This window comes from Nocardia vaccinii NBRC 15922 (assembly GCF_001613305.1).
GTDB lineage: Bacteria > Actinomycetota > Actinomycetes > Mycobacteriales > Mycobacteriaceae > Nocardia > Nocardia vaccinii.
In genome coordinates this window covers 174,521-190,976 of sequence record NZ_BDCC01000033.1, presented here as the reverse complement: position 1 = coordinate 190,976, position 16,456 = coordinate 174,521, and the positions used below count along the sequence as shown (strand labels likewise).

Annotated in this window: 18 protein-coding genes and 1 pseudogene; 8 read left to right on the top strand and 11 right to left on the bottom strand. The window is 66.3% G+C overall.

The window, feature by feature from the left end:
• Window positions 1-51 precede the first annotated feature (51 nt).
• A complete protein-coding gene (locus NV1_RS22175) occupies window positions 52-870 on the top strand; it encodes an endo alpha-1,4 polygalactosaminidase (RefSeq protein ID WP_067894361.1) in 819 nt (272 codons plus the stop codon).
• Window positions 871-877: 7 nt separating this feature from the next.
• Here NV1_RS22175 and NV1_RS42330 read toward each other — a convergent pair.
• Window positions 878-1,018: pseudogene (locus NV1_RS42330) on the bottom strand (mycothiol transferase); the annotation flags it as partial.
• A gap of 73 nt (window positions 1,019-1,091) precedes the next feature.
• Between NV1_RS42330 and NV1_RS43730 the strand changes: the two are divergent.
• The 3 genes from NV1_RS43730 (at window position 1,092) to NV1_RS22165 (ending at window position 3,374) form a co-directional block, all read left to right on the top strand.
• On the top strand, window positions 1,092-1,235 hold the full coding sequence (locus NV1_RS43730; RefSeq protein WP_157117228.1) for a hypothetical protein: 144 nt from the start codon (window positions 1,092-1,094) through the stop codon (window positions 1,233-1,235).
• Window positions 1,236-1,275: 40 nt separating this feature from the next.
• Complete coding sequence (locus NV1_RS22170; RefSeq protein ID WP_157117226.1) at window positions 1,276-2,886, top strand: serine/threonine-protein kinase; 1,611 nt, start codon at window positions 1,276-1,278, stop codon at window positions 2,884-2,886.
• Window positions 2,887-3,071: 185 nt separating this feature from the next.
• Window positions 3,072-3,374, top strand: coding sequence for a hypothetical protein (locus NV1_RS22165; protein ID WP_067894352.1), 303 nt, complete (start codon window positions 3,072-3,074; stop codon window positions 3,372-3,374).
• A 10-nt stretch (window positions 3,375-3,384) separates the two neighbouring features.
• Here the strand turns inward: NV1_RS22165 and NV1_RS22160 are convergent, their stop codons facing one another.
• From NV1_RS22160 to NV1_RS22150, 3 genes are all read right to left on the bottom strand, one after another.
• Entirely contained in the window at window positions 3,385-5,094 is a 1,710-nt protein-coding gene (locus NV1_RS22160) for a hypothetical protein (protein WP_245713854.1), read from the bottom strand.
• Window positions 5,095-5,492: 398 nt separating this feature from the next.
• The gene (locus NV1_RS22155) at window positions 5,493-7,076 is read right to left on the bottom strand and encodes a GMC family oxidoreductase (RefSeq protein WP_067894349.1); all 1,584 of its coding nucleotides are present in this window, start codon (window positions 7,074-7,076) and stop codon (window positions 5,493-5,495) included.
• A gap of 180 nt (window positions 7,077-7,256) precedes the next feature.
• Window positions 7,257-7,817, bottom strand: coding sequence for a TetR/AcrR family transcriptional regulator (locus NV1_RS22150; RefSeq protein WP_067894346.1), 561 nt, complete (start codon window positions 7,815-7,817; stop codon window positions 7,257-7,259).
• 96 nt (window positions 7,818-7,913) lie between these two features.
• On the opposite strand from NV1_RS22150, the gene NV1_RS22145 reads away from it, so the two are divergent.
• Window positions 7,914-8,345 (top strand): DoxX family protein, encoded by a 432-nt coding sequence (locus NV1_RS22145; protein WP_067894343.1) that lies wholly within the window; start codon window positions 7,914-7,916, stop codon window positions 8,343-8,345.
• Window positions 8,346-8,563: 218 nt separating this feature from the next.
• Here the strand turns inward: NV1_RS22145 and NV1_RS22140 are convergent, their stop codons facing one another.
• Window positions 8,564-9,412, bottom strand: coding sequence for an oxidoreductase (locus NV1_RS22140; RefSeq protein WP_067894340.1), 849 nt, complete (start codon window positions 9,410-9,412; stop codon window positions 8,564-8,566).
• A 76-nt stretch (window positions 9,413-9,488) separates the two neighbouring features.
• On the opposite strand from NV1_RS22140, the gene NV1_RS22135 reads away from it, so the two are divergent.
• A complete protein-coding gene (locus tag NV1_RS22135; RefSeq protein WP_067894337.1) occupies window positions 9,489-10,112 on the top strand; it encodes a TetR/AcrR family transcriptional regulator in 624 nt (207 codons plus the stop codon).
• 63 nt (window positions 10,113-10,175) lie between these two features.
• On the opposite strand, the gene NV1_RS22130 is transcribed toward NV1_RS22135, so the two are convergent.
• From NV1_RS22130 to NV1_RS22110, 5 genes are all read right to left on the bottom strand, one after another.
• Entirely contained in the window at window positions 10,176-11,420 is a 1,245-nt protein-coding gene (locus NV1_RS22130) for a cytochrome P450 (protein WP_067894737.1), read from the bottom strand.
• A 13-nt stretch (window positions 11,421-11,433) separates the two neighbouring features.
• Window positions 11,434-12,063 carry a TetR/AcrR family transcriptional regulator gene (locus NV1_RS22125; protein ID WP_169813374.1) on the bottom strand — a complete coding sequence of 210 codons (630 nt, stop codon included), beginning with the start codon at window positions 12,061-12,063 and terminating at the stop codon, window positions 11,434-11,436.
• A gap of 181 nt (window positions 12,064-12,244) precedes the next feature.
• The gene (locus tag NV1_RS22120) at window positions 12,245-12,667 is read right to left on the bottom strand and encodes an organic hydroperoxide resistance protein (protein WP_067894334.1); all 423 of its coding nucleotides are present in this window, start codon (window positions 12,665-12,667) and stop codon (window positions 12,245-12,247) included.
• A gap of 1 nt (window position 12,668) precedes the next feature.
• Window positions 12,669-13,118 carry a MarR family winged helix-turn-helix transcriptional regulator gene (locus NV1_RS22115; protein ID WP_067894731.1) on the bottom strand — a complete coding sequence of 150 codons (450 nt, stop codon included), beginning with the start codon at window positions 13,116-13,118 and terminating at the stop codon, window positions 12,669-12,671.
• Between the two features lie 152 nt (window positions 13,119-13,270).
• Window positions 13,271-14,140, bottom strand: a complete 870-nt coding sequence (locus NV1_RS22110) for an NmrA family NAD(P)-binding protein (protein WP_067894332.1) — start codon at window positions 14,138-14,140, stop codon at window positions 13,271-13,273.
• 95 nt (window positions 14,141-14,235) lie between these two features.
• Here NV1_RS22110 and NV1_RS22105 point away from each other — a divergent pair, with 95 nt between their 5' ends.
• A complete protein-coding gene (locus tag NV1_RS22105) occupies window positions 14,236-14,814 on the top strand; it encodes a TetR/AcrR family transcriptional regulator (protein WP_067894728.1) in 579 nt (192 codons plus the stop codon).
• Between the two features lie 62 nt (window positions 14,815-14,876).
• The gene (locus tag NV1_RS22100) at window positions 14,877-15,374 is read left to right on the top strand and encodes a beta-class carbonic anhydrase (RefSeq protein WP_067894331.1); all 498 of its coding nucleotides are present in this window, start codon (window positions 14,877-14,879) and stop codon (window positions 15,372-15,374) included.
• Window positions 15,375-15,592: 218 nt separating this feature from the next.
• On the opposite strand, the gene NV1_RS22095 is transcribed toward NV1_RS22100, so the two are convergent.
• Window positions 15,593-16,363, bottom strand: coding sequence for a hypothetical protein (locus NV1_RS22095; RefSeq protein ID WP_067894329.1), 771 nt, complete (start codon window positions 16,361-16,363; stop codon window positions 15,593-15,595).
• Window positions 16,364-16,456 lie beyond the last annotated feature (93 nt).

Sequence of the window (16,456 nt, the reverse complement as noted above, 5' to 3'; positions counted from 1 at the left end):
ATGCGACTAGTCCGTAGGTTGGAGGCGGGGTCGTCGATTGCTACTGATTCGATGGCATTCATCATGGGTATCAACCGTTTTCGTGTGCTTGCCAATATCGTCGTGGTCGCGATGTCGATTGTCGCGGCGGGATGTACCGGGCAGCGGTTCACGCCCCCGGATGTGCGGGTCCCGACGCCGCACGCCGGCTTCGATTATCAGATCGGCGCGGCATACCGACCGCCGTCCGGGGCCACCGTTGTTTCGCGTGACTACACCGCCGAACCCGTCGCCGGGCTCTACAACATCTGTTATGTGAATGCCTTCCAGGCGCAGCCGGGCGACGAGGGCGACTGGGGCGAGGATCTGTTGCTGCACGCCGGGAACGGCACTGTGGTCGTCGATCCCGGCTGGCACGAGGCGTTGCTCGACCTGACCACCCCGGACAAGCGACAGCGAATCGCCGAGGTGGTGAACGGCTGGATAGATTCGTGCGCCGACAAGGGATTCCAGGGCGTCGAGCCGGACAACTTCGACAGTTACACCCGATCGCGGAACCTGCTCACGGCGGACGAGGCGCAGCAATACATCCGGTTGCTGTCGGCGCACGCCCACGACAAAGGGCTGGCGATCGCACAGAAGAACACCTCCGAACTGTCCGGCAACCGTCGGCGGAACGGGCTGGACTTCGCAGTGGCCGAGGAGTGTGCGGAGAACGACGAGTGCGGCGTCTACACCGATGCCTTCAGCGACCGCGTGGAGGTGGTCGAATACACCGATGACGGTCTGGCCCAGGCATGTTCGGGTTTCGGGGATCGTCTGAGTATCGTCGAGCGCGACAAGCAGGTGTCCGCGCCAAGCGACAACGAATACGTCCGCAAGACGTGCTGAGCTGAAGTCAGCGGCCGGTCGTGCCGTCGATCAGTTCGCGGAGGATGTCCGCGTGGCCCGCGTGGCGGCCGGTCTCCTCGATCATGTGCGTGAGTGCCCAGCGGACGGTGGGGGCGGGACGGACCGGTCGCGGAATCTGCGCGCCGAGTTGGCCGGGGGCAGCATCCTGCTGGCCAGCCTCGATACCCCTGTCGCGACGACCAGCCAGTAGCCACCGAGCAATGCGCGCCAGAGGGCAGGCCTACCCGATGGCACAACGTCTCTCGACAGCCGCTCGAGAGCAGTTGCTCAACGCCGGCGTTGGTGACGTGATCGCTCGGCTACGCGAGGCCCGCCGGTTCGGCGAGCAGGCGCTGACGCTCTAAATGTGGTGCACGGCATTACGCCCGACGTTAGGGTGTGGTGGTGTTGGAGCGGGGGACCGTATTCGCCGGCTATCGGATCGAACGGCTGCTGGGCGCCGGAGGCATGGCTGCGGTCTATCTGGCCGAACATCCACGGCTACCGCGATGGGACGCTGTGAAAATCCTTGACACCAGCACGATTTCGGATACCATGCTCGCCCACCGATTCCAGCGCGAAGCCGAACTCGCCGCACGCCTGACGCACCGCAATATTGTCACGGTCTACGACCGGGGCATCGAGGGCGACCGGCTGTGGATCGCGATGCAGTATGTCGAAGGCACCGATGCGGACCGGCTTGCCCGCAGCGGCACCGAGGTGCCGCCGACCCGGCAGGCAGTGCACATCGTGCGGGAAGCCGCACGCGGCCTGGACCACGCCCACTCCCAGGGGCTGCTGCACCGCGACGTCAAACCGGCCAATCTGCTGGTCGCCGATGCCCGCGACGACGACGGAGATCCGCTCGTTCTGGTCACCGACTTCGGCATCGCGCGCGCATTCGCGGAGTCGGTCGTGCTGACCGGCACCGGCGCTATCGTCGGCACCCCCGCATTCGTGGCGCCCGAACAAATCGAGGGGGCCGAACTCGACGGCCGCACCGACGTCTACGCGCTCGGCGCCAGCCTGTACACCATGCTCACCGGCGCGCCACCGTTTCTCGGCGCGACACCACTGGCAGCAATCCACGCCCACCTGACCCGACGCCCGCCCCGGCCCTCGGAGATCGATTCCAGGCTCGCCCCGTTCGACGACGTCATCGCCACCGCCATGGCCAAAAAACGCGACGACCGCTACCCCACCTGCCGGGACCTCGCCGCCGCGGCGGCTGCCGCCTTCGATCGAACCGTCGCGCCGCCACCGTCCGCACCATCACCGTCCGCGCCGTCACCGCCCACATCGTCACGTACCGCACCGTCACGACCCGCGCCGGAGTCGGCTGTCACCATTCACGAGAGACCACCTACCCCGGCAGATCGCTCCGATCCAGCGGAAAGCAGCGAAGCCGCCTGGCAGGCCGCATACCCCGACTTGTCAGCAGGATCATCTCGTGCACAGAGGTGGGCCGTTGCCGCGGCCGCCGCGGTGATCGCGATCATCGCCATCATCGTCTGGGGCGGAGCCGCGACCGATCACAGCACCACCAGCGGGGCGTCGACGGCATCGACCGTTCCCACCACGCCCGCAACACCGCCTTGGGGTGCCGGGCAGTTCATCGCCGAAAAGTTTCCCGGGCTCATCCCTACCGCACCCGACAACATCGGCTACCGCGGTGCGACATGCTCCAAGCCGGCCGAATCAGGCTTCGTTCTCCCCGCCGCGCAAGATCGAAGCTCGTACTGGATCTTCTGCGACAGCAACGGGTTACAGTATTCCATCAATTGCTCCCGCGACGGCTCCTCTATCGATCCGCTCACGCCGGAGCCCGAGCGGTGGCAACGCCGGTCCAGCACCGGCACACTGCTCCTCGGCGAGAGCGGAAAGTCGCCCTCATCGGCGTGGCTGACCGCCACCTTCGATCAACCACAACGCTCCCGCTGCCTGCTCCTCGTGAATGCCTCCGGATGGACTGCCAGCGAACTCAGGCACACGTGGTGGGAGTCCGCACCCATCTGATCACCAGTCGCGACCGGGGACCGATACCACCGGCTCAGCGGCTTCCGTGCGAAAGCAATTCGGGTCAGCGGCCGTAGCCCGAGAAGTTCGGCGGCCGGATCGGTCACGTCGGCCCCGATGCGACCGCAGCCGAACTATCAGGCGCGCTTCATGATTCAATCTGTTCGACAACGGAGGTCGGGCCCATGGATCATGTCGATCGCGACGAGGTCGTGCGGATACTGGAGACGGTGATCGACGTGGTTGCCCGGCCGGATACCGATGTCTCCTGGTCGAGCTATGACGAGCCCGCGCAGGTGATCACCGAACTTCGCGACCTGATCCGAAGGATCCGGCCACCAGGTCCCGATCCGGCCACCACGCGACAGATAGCGCTGTTGTTCGCACCGACCGGAGCGATCCAGGAGATCTCGATCAGCAGCGGGTGGGGCGAAGGGTTCCTGCTCCTCGCGCAGCGGATGGACCGCGCCCTCGGCAAGGTCGAGTGAGCTACTCGACTCAGCGGCCGTTCACGGTCTGGCCCGGTCGCAGTACCGTTCCGCACTCCCCCGTCTTCTGGTAGTCGGGCAACAGGTGCGGAAGGACGTCGCTCGAATACTCACGCAGTTGCTGGAGTTGCTGGTCACCGTGGACGACGTCTTTGCGGACCCAGTCCTCGTCCGGACTCGAAGTGTCCTGGGACTGCTGGATTCGATAGTAGTCGCGGGACATCCGTGGATCGATGGTGAGCCCGCTCTGCATCCAAATTCCATGGCTGTGCACGAAAGTGGGTTCGAGGTCCTCGAATACGTAGTCGGCGAGGCTGACATCGGCCGTACCGGCTTTGATGTCCGCGATCCGCGAGTCGGTGAGCCCGGCCATATCGATCAGCCGCAGACGGGATGTCAGTGAGCTTCCGCCCATATCGGGCGCCAGCAATGTGCCCTTGTTCAGCCCCAGGATGTCGGCGTAGCCGTTGAAGTAGCGCCCGAATCGAAGCGCGATCCAGCACAGCGGCACATCCGAATCGGCGCGATAGCGATCGGCATCGCCCGCCCATGTCACCCCGGACGGGATCAGCGCGGCGACCAGGACCAGCACGACCAGTGCCCGCCATCGTCCACCCAGTACGGCCAGCACCTCCGCTGCGCAGATCATCACGACGAGCGCGGCCAGGGCCCACACCGGGGTGGCGAACCGGAACTGTGCCATCCAGTCCGGGCGCAGCACGCAGTAGGCGAGTATCGCCAGCGACAGCGGAACCAACAGGGTGACAAGGCTTTCACGGCGTTTGCTCGCCGAGAAAATGGCGAGTCCCACCACTGCGATGGCCGCGGCGACCGCAGGTGCGCCCGCATAGTGCACCAGGTCCGTGACCCTGGTCAGATCGTGCAGGGTCGGCATCGCCTGATGCTTGGCGACCGCCGTGTTGGCGACCAGCCGCCCGAACTCGCTGATCCGCCACGCCAGATACGCTCCGAACGGAATCCCAAACCCGCCAACGGAATACAGCGTATGCCGAAGCGCGGTGAGCCAGGTGGCACGCCGAACCAGGATTACCGAAACCAAAGGGTATGCGGCCGAGTAGATCAGGCCGTCGGGCCGGGTCAGCGCCGCGAAAGCCGCTATCGCCCCGACGGTTACCGCCACCGCCGGTGTCCACAACCGCTGGTCCGACACCGCCAGAAACATGCGAACGGCGAGAACACATACGGCCAGCGCGAACAGTGAGTTCTCCAGCCCGGAGAAACACCAGATCACGAACGACGGAATCGAAGCCAGCACAACGCCTGTGACCAGCGTGACCAGCGCGGGCCACCGTGTCACCCGCCGCGCGGCGACGTGGCAGGCGACGAGGATTCCGGCGCAGCAGAGCAGCGCGATCGCCTTCGGATACAGGACGAAGTCCGGGATGCCGAAAAGGGAGCCGGTGTCGAACAGACGGCACCATTTGCCCACCACGAGCACCAGAAGCCAAGTGGGATCGGAAAATCCCTCGACCGGTTCCGCGCCGGGCTGCAACACCGGCCCCAGACCGGATGCGACGCTTCGTGCGTAGGCGAAAGTGATTCCGGCATCGTCCACCACCCAGTTGCCGTATTGCGCCGCCCGCCATGCCAGCAACAGCACGCCGCTCGCCACCGCGGCCACCGCTGCCCACCCCGACCGGCCACGTCGTTGCCGCAAACCCTCCGACACCCCGGCGGAAGGTTGCGGCCGAGTTGCCACTACCTCGATCATTCGTCAGAACCCACGTTCGAAAGATATTGCCAGGGAAGGCAACACCCTTCGCCCACCCCAGAATTGCCGATGAAACCGATTGATCCTGAAACACCGGTCCGCAGCTGTCAATCCGGTTGTTGCCGACCAGGGGGACTGCGAGAGAAAACCATGCGGCTCGGGCCCATGAGTGGCGGGGCCGGTCTGCCGCACGTCGCGAACGCACGGGCAGCCGATCTGGTGGACCGCAACGTCCGAGTTCCGGAGGCCGAGCCGCCGGGGCGCTGTTCGGCGCCGCCTGTGTCTCGGCGCGCTCTGAATTCCGCTCTCCGAGTAGTGGACCGGCCTTCGGAGGCGATCGGCGAGCGGCGAGCAGCAGTCGCCGAGCGCCTCCGGTATGCGAAAAGCTATTCGGCCGAGAGCAATTCGGCGGCCTGTGAACCGATGAACATCGTCGGGGCGTGGGTGTGGCCACGCACCAGGACCGGCATGATCGACGCATCGGCGATGCGCAAGCCCTGAACGCCGCGCACCCGCAACTGCGGATCGACCACGCTGCGCTCGTCCGAACCCATCCGGCAGGTTCCGGCGGGGTGGTAGAGAGTATGGGAATAGCCGTTGAGGGCCTTCGCCCGAGTCTCCTCCGATTCCGGCGCGCCAGGTGCGTCGGGCGGATAGCACAGGCCGCGCAGCACCTCCTTCATCGCCGCGGTATCGGCCAGTTCGGAGCAGGCCGACAGACCGGCCATGAGTGCGGCGCGATCCCTCTCGTCACTCAGATACTTCGGGTCGATGATCGGTTTGGCCAGCGGATCTTTCGAGGCGAGCGATATCGTGCCGCGGCTGTACGGGCGCAGTAGCACCGCGGCCAGGACAACGGCGTGCTCGGTGGGGTCGACGAGACCCTCGTGGAAGAACGGCGCCGGGGCGAAGACCAATTCCAGATCGGGGTATCGGAGTTCGGGTGTGCTGCGGATGAATCCGTAGGCCTCACCGACATTGGAGGTGAGCATGCCGCGATGACGCAGCAGATAGTTCAGCAGTTGGACCGGCTTCTCGGCATCGAACAGGGAATCGGAGTCCACCCGGTACCCCAGGGCCGCCACGAGATGGTCCTGCAGGTTGGCGCCGACCTCGGGGGCGTGATGGCGCACCTCGATCCCGTGCTCGTCGAGTTCGGCGCGATCGCCGATACCCGAGAGCATCAGCAGTTGCGGACTGTTGATCGCGCCCCCGCACAGGATCACCTCCTTGCGCGCGGTGATCTTGTGCAGCGATCCGCCGCGCGAATACTCCACGCCCACAGCGCGATCCCCGTCGAACAGCACCCGGGTCGCGGTCGCCTCGGCGAGCACGGTGAGGTTGTGGCGCTTCATGGCCGGACGCAGATATCCGTCGACGGCGCTCCAGCGGCGGCCACCGCGCTGAGTCACCATGGTCTGGGTGAAGCCTTGGGGCTCGGGAAGATTCGCTCCCTCCACGGTGTAGCCGTGTTCGGCAACCGCACGCAGGAACACCGAGGTCGACGAGCGCGGACTGCGCTGGTTGGACACGTGCAGCGGACCGGCGCTGCCATGATCGTCACGGGCGCAACCCTCGACGTTCTCGATGGAGCGGAAATGCTTCACGGCCGAGGCGAATCCCCAGTCGGGCCCGGCGGCTTGCGCCCAATCGTCATAGTCGGCCTCGAAGCCGCGCACCCACATCATGGCGTTCATCGAGGACGAGCCGCCGAAGGTCTTCCCGCGCGGCCAATACACCGACCTCCCGTCCAGACCGGGCTGCGGTTCGGTGGCGTAGTTCCAGTCGTAATCGCCCTGGAACAGTTTCGCGAAACCGGCCGGTATGTGGATGAACTTGTCCTTGTCCGGCTTACCGGCCTCCAGCACCACCACCGACCGCGCCGAATCCGCACTCAGCCGCGCGGCAAGCACCGCCCCCGCCGACCCCGAGCCCACGATCACATAATCCGCACCGACATCTTCGGTCACCCTCGCCGCCTTTCGTACGCCTAGTGAGAAGATACGAGAGATTCACCATCATCGCGGCAGGAATGCGCCACGCGGCGCGATTCCCCCGAACCGCGCGGGCAGCTGTCGACCAGAACTGCGGCAACCACGCCGCCATCAGTGGCCGCGGCTTCTGTAGGCAACCGCAACAGGCGTAGGCGCTCAACCGAATTCGACGGTCGCGAGCATGCGACGAGCGAGTTCTTCGGGGTCGCCCTCGCCGAGTCGCGAATCCGCCAATGCGCCTTCGCGCCACAGCGAGGCGTAGCCGTGGACCAGGGACCAGGCGGCGAGTTCCACGTCCCGGCGGCGTTCGGGCGGCACGCCGGTACCCGCGACGCCCTCCCGCAGGTACGCACCGGAGCGGGTTCGGGCGGCGATCAGTTGTTCGTTACCCGTGTCGAGCAGATCGTGGCGGAACATGACTTCGAAGTGACCGGGGCGCACGCGGGCGAATCGAATATAGGCGATCGCCACCTCCCGGAAATCCGCTCCGGCACTGTGCAATTCGTCGGCGAGCAGGCCGAATCCCTCGATCGCGAGTTCGGTCAGCATGCCCTGTCGGTTGCCGAAGTGGTGCGCGGGGGCCGCATGCGAGACCCCGGCCCGCTGCGCGAGCGCGCGCAAGGACACCGCATCGATGCCCTCCGCCGCGATCTGCTCGGCCGCCTCGGCCAGCAGTACCGCCCGCAGATCCCCGTGGTGATAGCGGTTCCTGGTCACCCGATGATCATGACCCACAATCTAGACATTGACAAGTTCCCCACCCGAGCCTAATCTAGACGGCGTCAAGATTCATCGGCTACTCAGGAGACCCTGATGGCACCCTTCATCGTCCTCGTGGTCGTCAGCGGCATCGCCCGCCTGGTCGGTCTACTACTCCCGGGCCGGCTCGATTTCTGGCCGCACGCCGTCCGCCTCGGCCTCGCGGCAATGTTCGTCCTGACCGCCAGCGCTCATTTCCTACAGCCCCGTCGCGACGCCCTCATCGAGATGGTTCCCCCGCGGCTACCCGCCGCGGCCAATCTGGTCACCTTGACCGGAATACTCGAATTGGCCGGTGCCACAGGTCTTCTCATCCCACCGATCGCACCCGTCGCGGCATTCTGCCTCGTGGCGTTACTCGTGCTGATGTTTCCGGCCAATGTCCGCGCGGCGCGCGCCCACGTCGGCCTGAAAACCGTTCCACTCCCGGCACGTACGGCGCTACAGGTCCTGTTCATCGCCGCCTGCGTCATCGCCGCGCTCTGAATCCCGTTCGCCGAGAAGGATTTCACCGACCGCAAGGCGCCCGATAGCGGGTAAGGTCGTCGAGCCCACGCAGCCAACAGGATTCGACCGATGGTCGCCTGCCGACTGCGTGGGCTCGACGTTTCCCACGACACGCTCACGACCTGGTGTCCAGTCCGGCGGTGTGCGAACTCCGCGGGCCGCGCGCCGAACGGCCGACGACGCGCTTGCAACACACCTCAGCCGATTTGGGCTCCATCGGGGAAATCGGTGGAGCGAGTGACGTTTTCCCAGGTCGCGATATCCTTGTCGACGGCGGCCCGGCCCGCGGTGACCAGACGCAGGGCATCGGAACCCAACAGCAGGTGCGCCGGTGGATTCGGGTCGTCGAGAACGGCCAGCACCGCGGTCGCGGCCTTGACGGGATCGCCGAGTTGGTTGCCGCTCGCGGCCTGGCGCGCGGTGCGGATCGGGTCGAACAACTCGTCGTAGTCGGCGATGGCGCGTTCGGCGCGAATCATGGACCGCCCCGCCCAATCGGTGCGGAACGAACCGGGTTCGATTGCGGTGACGTGGATTCCGAATCCGGCCGCTTCCTTGCCGACGGTCTCGAGAATCCCCTCCAGAGCGTATTTGCTGCCGCAGTACGCGGACAGCCCCGGCACCGTCATCAGCCCGCCCATCGATGTGACGGCCAGAATGTGCCCACTGCGACGCTCACGCATCCCCGGCAGTACCGCGCGCATGGTGGCCGCGGCCCCGAAGACGTTGACCTCGAACTGATCTCGCAACACCGACAGCGGCGTCTCCTCGAACACGCCCTCGACGCCGTATCCGGCGTTGGCGATCACTACGTCGATCCCGCCGAGCGTGTTCTCGACCTCGGCGACCACTTCGAACACCTGTTGTTCGTCGGTGACGTCCAACAGCCGCGCGTACGCCCGCCCCGGTGCCAGCGCCTCGAACGCGGTCGCGTCGTCAGGCTTGCGCACGGTGCCGCACACACGATGACCTGCTTCGAGCGCACCCGCGGCGAAGGCGCGACCGAGCCCGCTGCTGACACCGGTGATGAGAAAGAGTTTCGCCATGCCACAAAGTCTACACAGCGCTGATTTTTCTGCACGTGACGTAGATTACCCCGTTCGGGACGGTACCCTCGGCTGCATGGCCACCAGTACGTCCCGCCGACGACACCGCGACACCCTGCGCAAAGGCGAGCTGCGCGAGAAAGCCATCCTCGACACCGCGGAATCCCTGCTGGCCGATCCCGGCCCCGACGCCATGACCGTCGAGGACATCGCTCGCGGCGCGGGCATCTCCCGCGGCTCGTTGTACTTCTACTTCGGCTCCAAGAACGAGGTCCTCACCGCACTCGTGGCCCGCACCCTCGAACAGCTCCGGTCCACCGCCCTGGTGCCGACCGCCGACACCGATCTCCCCCCGCGCGAGGCCATCGCCCTGGCCGTACAAGGCACCGAAAGCATGTGGCGCGACCACGGTTCGGTCATGCGCACCGCCGTCGAATACTCCGCGCTCGTCCCCGAAATCGGCGACCTGTGGACCGAGGCCATCGCCACCAGCCGCGACGCCCTGACCCTGATCCTCGTCCGCGCCGGCCTCCCCGACGGCCCCGCCCCCACCGACGCCCCCGCCCTGGCCCAAGCCCTCTGCTGGATGACCGAGAGAACCTTCTACCGCACCATCGTCGAATCCCCCGACCAACTCCCCACCACCGCCCGCACCTGCACCGAAATCTGGCACCGCGTCATCCCGGACAGCATCACCTGACGCTGCTCGAATGTCATTTTCCCGCCGGAGATCCGCAGCCCGGGAGCACCCCCGTACCGCCGGTCAGGTTCGGATGCGGATCGGGAGGGTTCGCAGTCCTCGCAGAACCGGGCTGGGAATTCGAGCCGGAGCGCCCGCCAGGGCGAGGTGGGGTGCGCGGCGGGCCAGAGCCTGCAGCGCTTGGCGGGCTTCGATGCGCGCCAGTGAATTACCGATGCAGTAATGGATGCCGATGCCGAAAGCGATGTGGTCGTTGACGTTTCGGTCCAGCCGGAATTCGTCCGGGTCGTCGAAGTGATGCGGATCGCGGTTGGCGGACCCGACCAGTGGCAGCACTCTGGCGCCGGCGGGAATGGTCGTATCCTGAAACGTTATGTCGGACAAGGTGATGCGCAGCAACCCCTGACCTGGACTGTCGAAGCGCAGCGCTTCCTCCACTGCCGCGGTCGCCAGCTCGGGCTCGTGGGTGATCCGCTGCCAGAGGCTGGGTCGGCCGAGCATCGCCAGCATTGCGTTGGACACCAGGTTCGTGGTGGTCTCATTCCCCGCGACCAGTAACAACACACAGAACTGGATCAACTCGACGAGGCTCAACGCCTCGCCGTCGGCGTCGGGGGTGACGAGGACACTGACCAGGTCGCCACCGGGGTTACGGCGGCGATCCCGGACGATGCGAGCGAAGAACCCTGCTATCCCCGCCGCGCTGACCAGCATGCGGGTGGTACTGCCGTCGGTGAGCAGGCCATTGATCAGGTTGTCCGACCATCGCTTGAACTGCGGATGCTGGTGTTCGGGAATACCCATCATCTCCGCGATGACGATGGTCGGCAGCGGCGAAGCGAGTTCGCGCACCAGGTCGACGGGCTCGCCCCCGGTACTGGCGGTGACCATATCGTCGGTCAGACGTTCGGCGATCTCGCCGATTCGGTGCTCCCACTCGGCGATCCGGCGTGGAGTGAACGCCCGGGAGACCTTCTTCCGCAGCCGAGTGTGATACGGCGGATCGGAGGTCAGCAGGGTCCGGACCGGCATCACCCGTTCGAGGATGCGCCCCAGCCCGCCCGGTATCCGCAACCCCGGATTGAACGGATTATCGGAGAATTCCGCGGCCGCACCGGGATCGGACGACAACCGGGCCGAATCGCGCAGGGCGGCCACGACGTCGTCGCGGCGACTGAGGATCCACAGGTCCGGATCGGTCGAGTGATAGACCGGCTTCTGCTCCCGCAGCCACGCGTAGTGCGGGTAGGGGTCGGCGATCACCGCCGGGTCGTTGAGGTCGAACGAGATTTCGGTGGTGGTGACCATGACAGGCTCCATTTCACGGAAGAGGTGATTGCGACGGTCCGCCGATCGCCGCGTGCAGCGTGGCGACCCATTGCCCGACGAAACGGTCCTCGTCGATGCCGAAAGGCTGGTCGTCGTAGAAACGAGTTGCGGCCCAATAATTTTCGAGCGCACCGAGCCAGATAGCGGTGATGGCCGCGTAATCCCGGTCGGGGGTGTCCGGTGCGGCTTTCTCGGCCAGCCAGGTGGCCAGGAACCGGCGCGCGGGTTCGAACAATCGCTCCCGCGCCTCGGACATGACCGCGGGGAACTTGTCGTGCTCGGTGATGATGACCCGAATCAGATTGCGCCAGTTGTCCAGCAGCACCAGCGATCCGCGCGCGATCAGCATCAGTTCGGCCTCGAGGTTGCCCAGCGACAGCATCGGCGCCAGCGCGAAACCGGTCTCGGCCGTCTCCACCGCCCGCGCGACCGCCGTGGACAGCACCTGTTCCTTGGTTCCGAAATGCGTGTAGAGACCGCCCGAACGCGGCGAAAGCCCCGCGGCCTCCTCGATCGACGCGACCGAGGTTCCCGTATAGCCCTGCTCCGCGAACAAGCGCAGCGCCTCGTTCAGGATGCGGTCACGCGTGCTGTCCGGCACGAATTCCCCCCAATCACTCACTTGGATGGCCCAAGTGTGCGCTTACTTTTCGGTGCGCGCAAGGTTCTCCCCGCTCTGAACGGCACACATCGCCCCGCCCATCACGGCTCGTGCAACGATGCGCACCAACGGTCATCAGCGCTGTGACACAACGACAACGGGCCGCATCGTCCAAGACGATGCGGCCCGAATATCCAGCGGATCAGTCCTCCGCGACGACCACGCGGACGTCGATATTGCCGCGGGTGGCGTTGGAGTACGGGCAAACCTGGTGGGCGGTGTCGGCCAGCTCCTGGGCCTGCTCGCGGGACAGGTGCGGGAGCGAGACCTCGAGGGTCACCTCCAGCTCGAATCCGCCCGCGTCGTTGGAGCCGATGCCGACCCGGGCGCCGACGGCCGAGTCATCGATATTCGCCTTGGCCTTGCCGCCGACCAGACGCAGGGCCGAGTGGAAGCACGCCGCGTAGCCCGCGGCGAAGAGCTGCTCCGGGTTGGTGCCCTCCCCCGAGCCGCCCATCTCCTTCGGAATCGACAGCGACACATCGACTTTGCCGTCGGTGGTGCGGGTTTGGCCGTTGCGGCCATCGCCGGTGGACAGCGCCTCCGCCGTGTACAGGACCTGCATCTCAGTTCTCCTTCGCGGTATGGGCGCTCAATGCGCCGTTGAGGCGCTGTAGCAGTTCGTACAGCGTCCCAACTTCTTCCGATGACATTCCGGCGACCTCGGCCATCTCGGCCGGAAGACCGCAGGCCTTGGCGCGCAGCCGCCGACCGGACTCGGTGAGGCGGATCTCGACGCGGCGCTCATCGGCCGTCGAACGATTCCGCGTCACCAAACTGGCCGCTTCGAGCCGCTTGAGCAGCGGCGACAACGTTCCCGAATCCAAATCCAACGCCGCACACAGCTCGCCGACGCTGCGACCGTCCTTGCGCTCCCACAGTGCCAGCATCACCAGATACTGCGGATAGGTCAGCCCCAGCGCCTCCAGCTTCGGCCGGTACACCGCCGTCATCGACCGCGATGCCGAGTACAGCGCGAAGCACAACTGCTGATCCAGAGCGAGTTGGTCGGTCACGTCCAACAATGTAGTACACAATCAAGTTGTGCACAACCATTTCGCTGCCGTGGACGGATACCACCGCGCGAGCTACCGATACGGACTCATCACCGTTCGACGCGGCTCGCCGTTCACTCCGCACATCCCCGAGCGCGGTGACGCGCCGCTCGTCAGCCGGAGACGACCGAGGTCACGGCATCGAGAGCCGGGCGTGGCGCACGGCCCAAGATCTCGGCGAGGTCACCGGTCGGCGTCCCGGTCCAGCCACCCCGAAACGCGCGGTACACCTCGACCAGAATCTGGGCCAACCCGTCCGGAATCCCCTGCCCGGCAACCGCCGCCAAGAATTCCTCGTCCTCGACCGGCTGGTACTCGATCCTCGAACCGGCCATCGTGGATGCCAACCGCGCCAGGTCGTTCCAGTCGATACTATCCTCGGCGGTGAGCGTGTAGCACCGGCCGCGATGCCCGTCCGTGGCGAGCACCCGCGCGGCGGCCTCGGCGAGATCATCGATATGGGCCGGTGCGGTCCGCGCCCGTCCGGCCGGGACCGCGAGAATTCCGGCGGCGATCGCCGTCGTCACATCACGCCCGACCGTCTGAGCCAGTCCGTAGGTGGTGCGCAGGATCGTCGCGTCGGCGGACACATTGCGCAGCAACGCTTCCGAAGCCGCGAAGTCGGCCATCATCGGCAGTGCGTATCGCTCCGGATCCGGCCAGCTCACATAGACGATGCGCGGCACGCCCGCCGCCACCGCGGCCCGGATCGCCGCGGCATGCTGAGCACTCCGGCGTTCGGTCGCAGTGCCGTAGTTGGTGCCGTTGATCAGTATGGCCGCCACACCGGCAAGCGCTGCCGCCATCGAGTCGGGTTCATCGAAATCGAAGCGGCACAGAGCAACTCCACTCTCAGCGAGTGCGGTCGCGGCCTCCGGGTCACGAGTTCCGGCGACGATTTCCGGCTCGGGAACCAAGCGGCGCAACCGATCCAGCACGGGTCGACCGAACAGTTCACCACTGGCACCGGTCACGAGAAACATACGAGCTCCTGTAATCTGCGAGAATAAACCGGGTCAACTGACCCGCTTGGAACTATACGGGTCAACTGACCCGGTTACCAGATCGGAATGTGCCGGTGACCGACCGCCCGCTGCGCGCCGACGCGCGCGACAACCGCGCCAAGATCCTCGCCGCGGCTCGATCGGCCTTCGACGACCTGGGCCCGCAGGCGAATCTGCGCGAGATCGCCCGTCGCGCGAAGGTCGCCCAGGGCACCGTGCACCGTCACTTCCCCACCAAACAGGCCCTCTTCGCCGCGATCATCACCGACCGCCTGCGCGAGCTGACCGAGTTCGCGGAACAACTGCGAGCCGAGCACGATCCCGGCGAAGCATTCCTCGCCTTTCTCACCGCCACCGTTGCGAACGCGCGCGACAACCGTTCCATGGCAGCGGTTTTCGAACAGGCCGGAAGTACCGAGGAGATGCGCGAAGCCGGTCGGCGGATGGACGCCGAACTCACCCTCCTGCTGGAGCGGGCCCAAGCCGGGGGCGCCATCCGCGACGACCTCGACCTCGCCGACATCCACGCCATCGCCGCCGCCCTCTTGGCCGTCGACGCCCACCCCGCCCGCGACGACACCGACCGAGCCCACCGCGTCACCATCGTCCTGGACGGCCTACGCCCACCGCACTCGCCCGACGCCGCACGATGACCGGGCATGCCCGGCGCTCATGACCCGTCGGCAACAACGGAACCGACCGAAAGGGTTCCACCATGACCGCCACCGACCATTACCTCGCCAACAACGCCGGCTACGCCGAAACATTCACCGGCCCAATGCCTTTGCCGCCCGCGCGGCAGACCGCGGTATTGGCCTGCACGGACGCCCGCCTCGACGTCTACTCCATCCTCGGGTTGAAACTCGGTGAATCCCACGTCATCCGGAACGCCGGCGGTGTCGTCACCGAGGACGAGATCCGGTCGCTGGCCATCAGCCAACGCCTGCTCGGCACCCGGGAGATCATCCTGATCCACCACACCGACTGCGGCATGCTGACCTTCACCGACGACGACTTCAAACGCGCCATCCAGAACGAGACGGGCATCAAGCCGGGCTGGGCCGCCGAATCGTTCACCGATCTCGCCGAGGACGTTCGCCAATCCATCGCCCGCCTCACCGCCAGCCCGTTCCTCCTGCACAAGGACAACATTCGCGGATTCGTCTTCGACGTCGCCACCGGAAAACTCGCCGAGGTGCTCAGCAACGCCTGATCCGGCCATCGCTCCGGCGAGTCCGCGAATCCCCGGTTCACCCCTGCCTATCGGCCGGACGCCGCACTTCGGCGGGATGGCGGACCACGTGATTGGGCCGGTCGAAGCCCATTTCCATCGCCCGGCCCAATCACGCACGGGCACAACGAGTTCCGCGACCATCCGGATAGCGCGTCTCCCGCCGGCCACCACCCCGGCAAGCCGAACCGCGGGAGCTCTCAGACCCCCGAAGGCGGAATATTCGACAGCCGCTCCGCCTCGGCGTCGACCGCGGCGGCATCCATATACGCCTCGGTGGTCAGCTCCAGCATGCTGGCCCAGCGAGTGATGCGGGGACGCCAGCGCTGAATGTACGCGCGAGCGTGTGCGGCCTCGGCGATCTTCCCGCCCGCCTCGGCGGCGGTTTGCGCCGCCATCGCCGCTGCCACCGTATTCTCGGCCAGCGCAAGCTGTTCGCGACAGTGGTCGGGAGTGAAGATCTCCTCGCGGACGGTATCCGCCTCCACCTGAAGATTGGTGATGAGGCTGCGTAACCGCGGATCGAGTGGTTGGATGCTGGGCCGCCCGGCCTCGGCGGCGGCCTTGGCCCGGCGCGCGCGGCGTTCGGCATCGCGGCGCTCCCATTCGGCCAGTTGTGCGCGGTAATCCTCGACCTCGGCAGCGGTCACCGAGCGGTAGACCACCCGCGCGGTCAGCGACATCCGCTCCACGCCTTCATGATCGAATATCACCGCGCCGATGCGCTCGACCGGCTGCCCGGGCTCGGGGCGGTCCTCCACCCGCGCGTCCAGCACGTCGTGATAGTGCTGTTCGGTGACATCGTCGCAGATGATGTCGAACAGCGCGGTGCCGACCTCCACATAGGTGCGGCAGATGCGCCCGGTGACCTCCTCCGGCGAACCGAATTGTCCGCCACCGCGATCAACCCGGCTGGTGCCGTCGAACCTGGTGTAGGTGATCTCCCAGCTATAGGAGTAGGGCCCGTTCATAGCTGTCCTCCCTCGGCACATGATCGGTTGGCCTGCAGATCGATCCGGTACAGCACCGTAGCCCACGGGCGGGATCGACAGGCCGGAGATCAA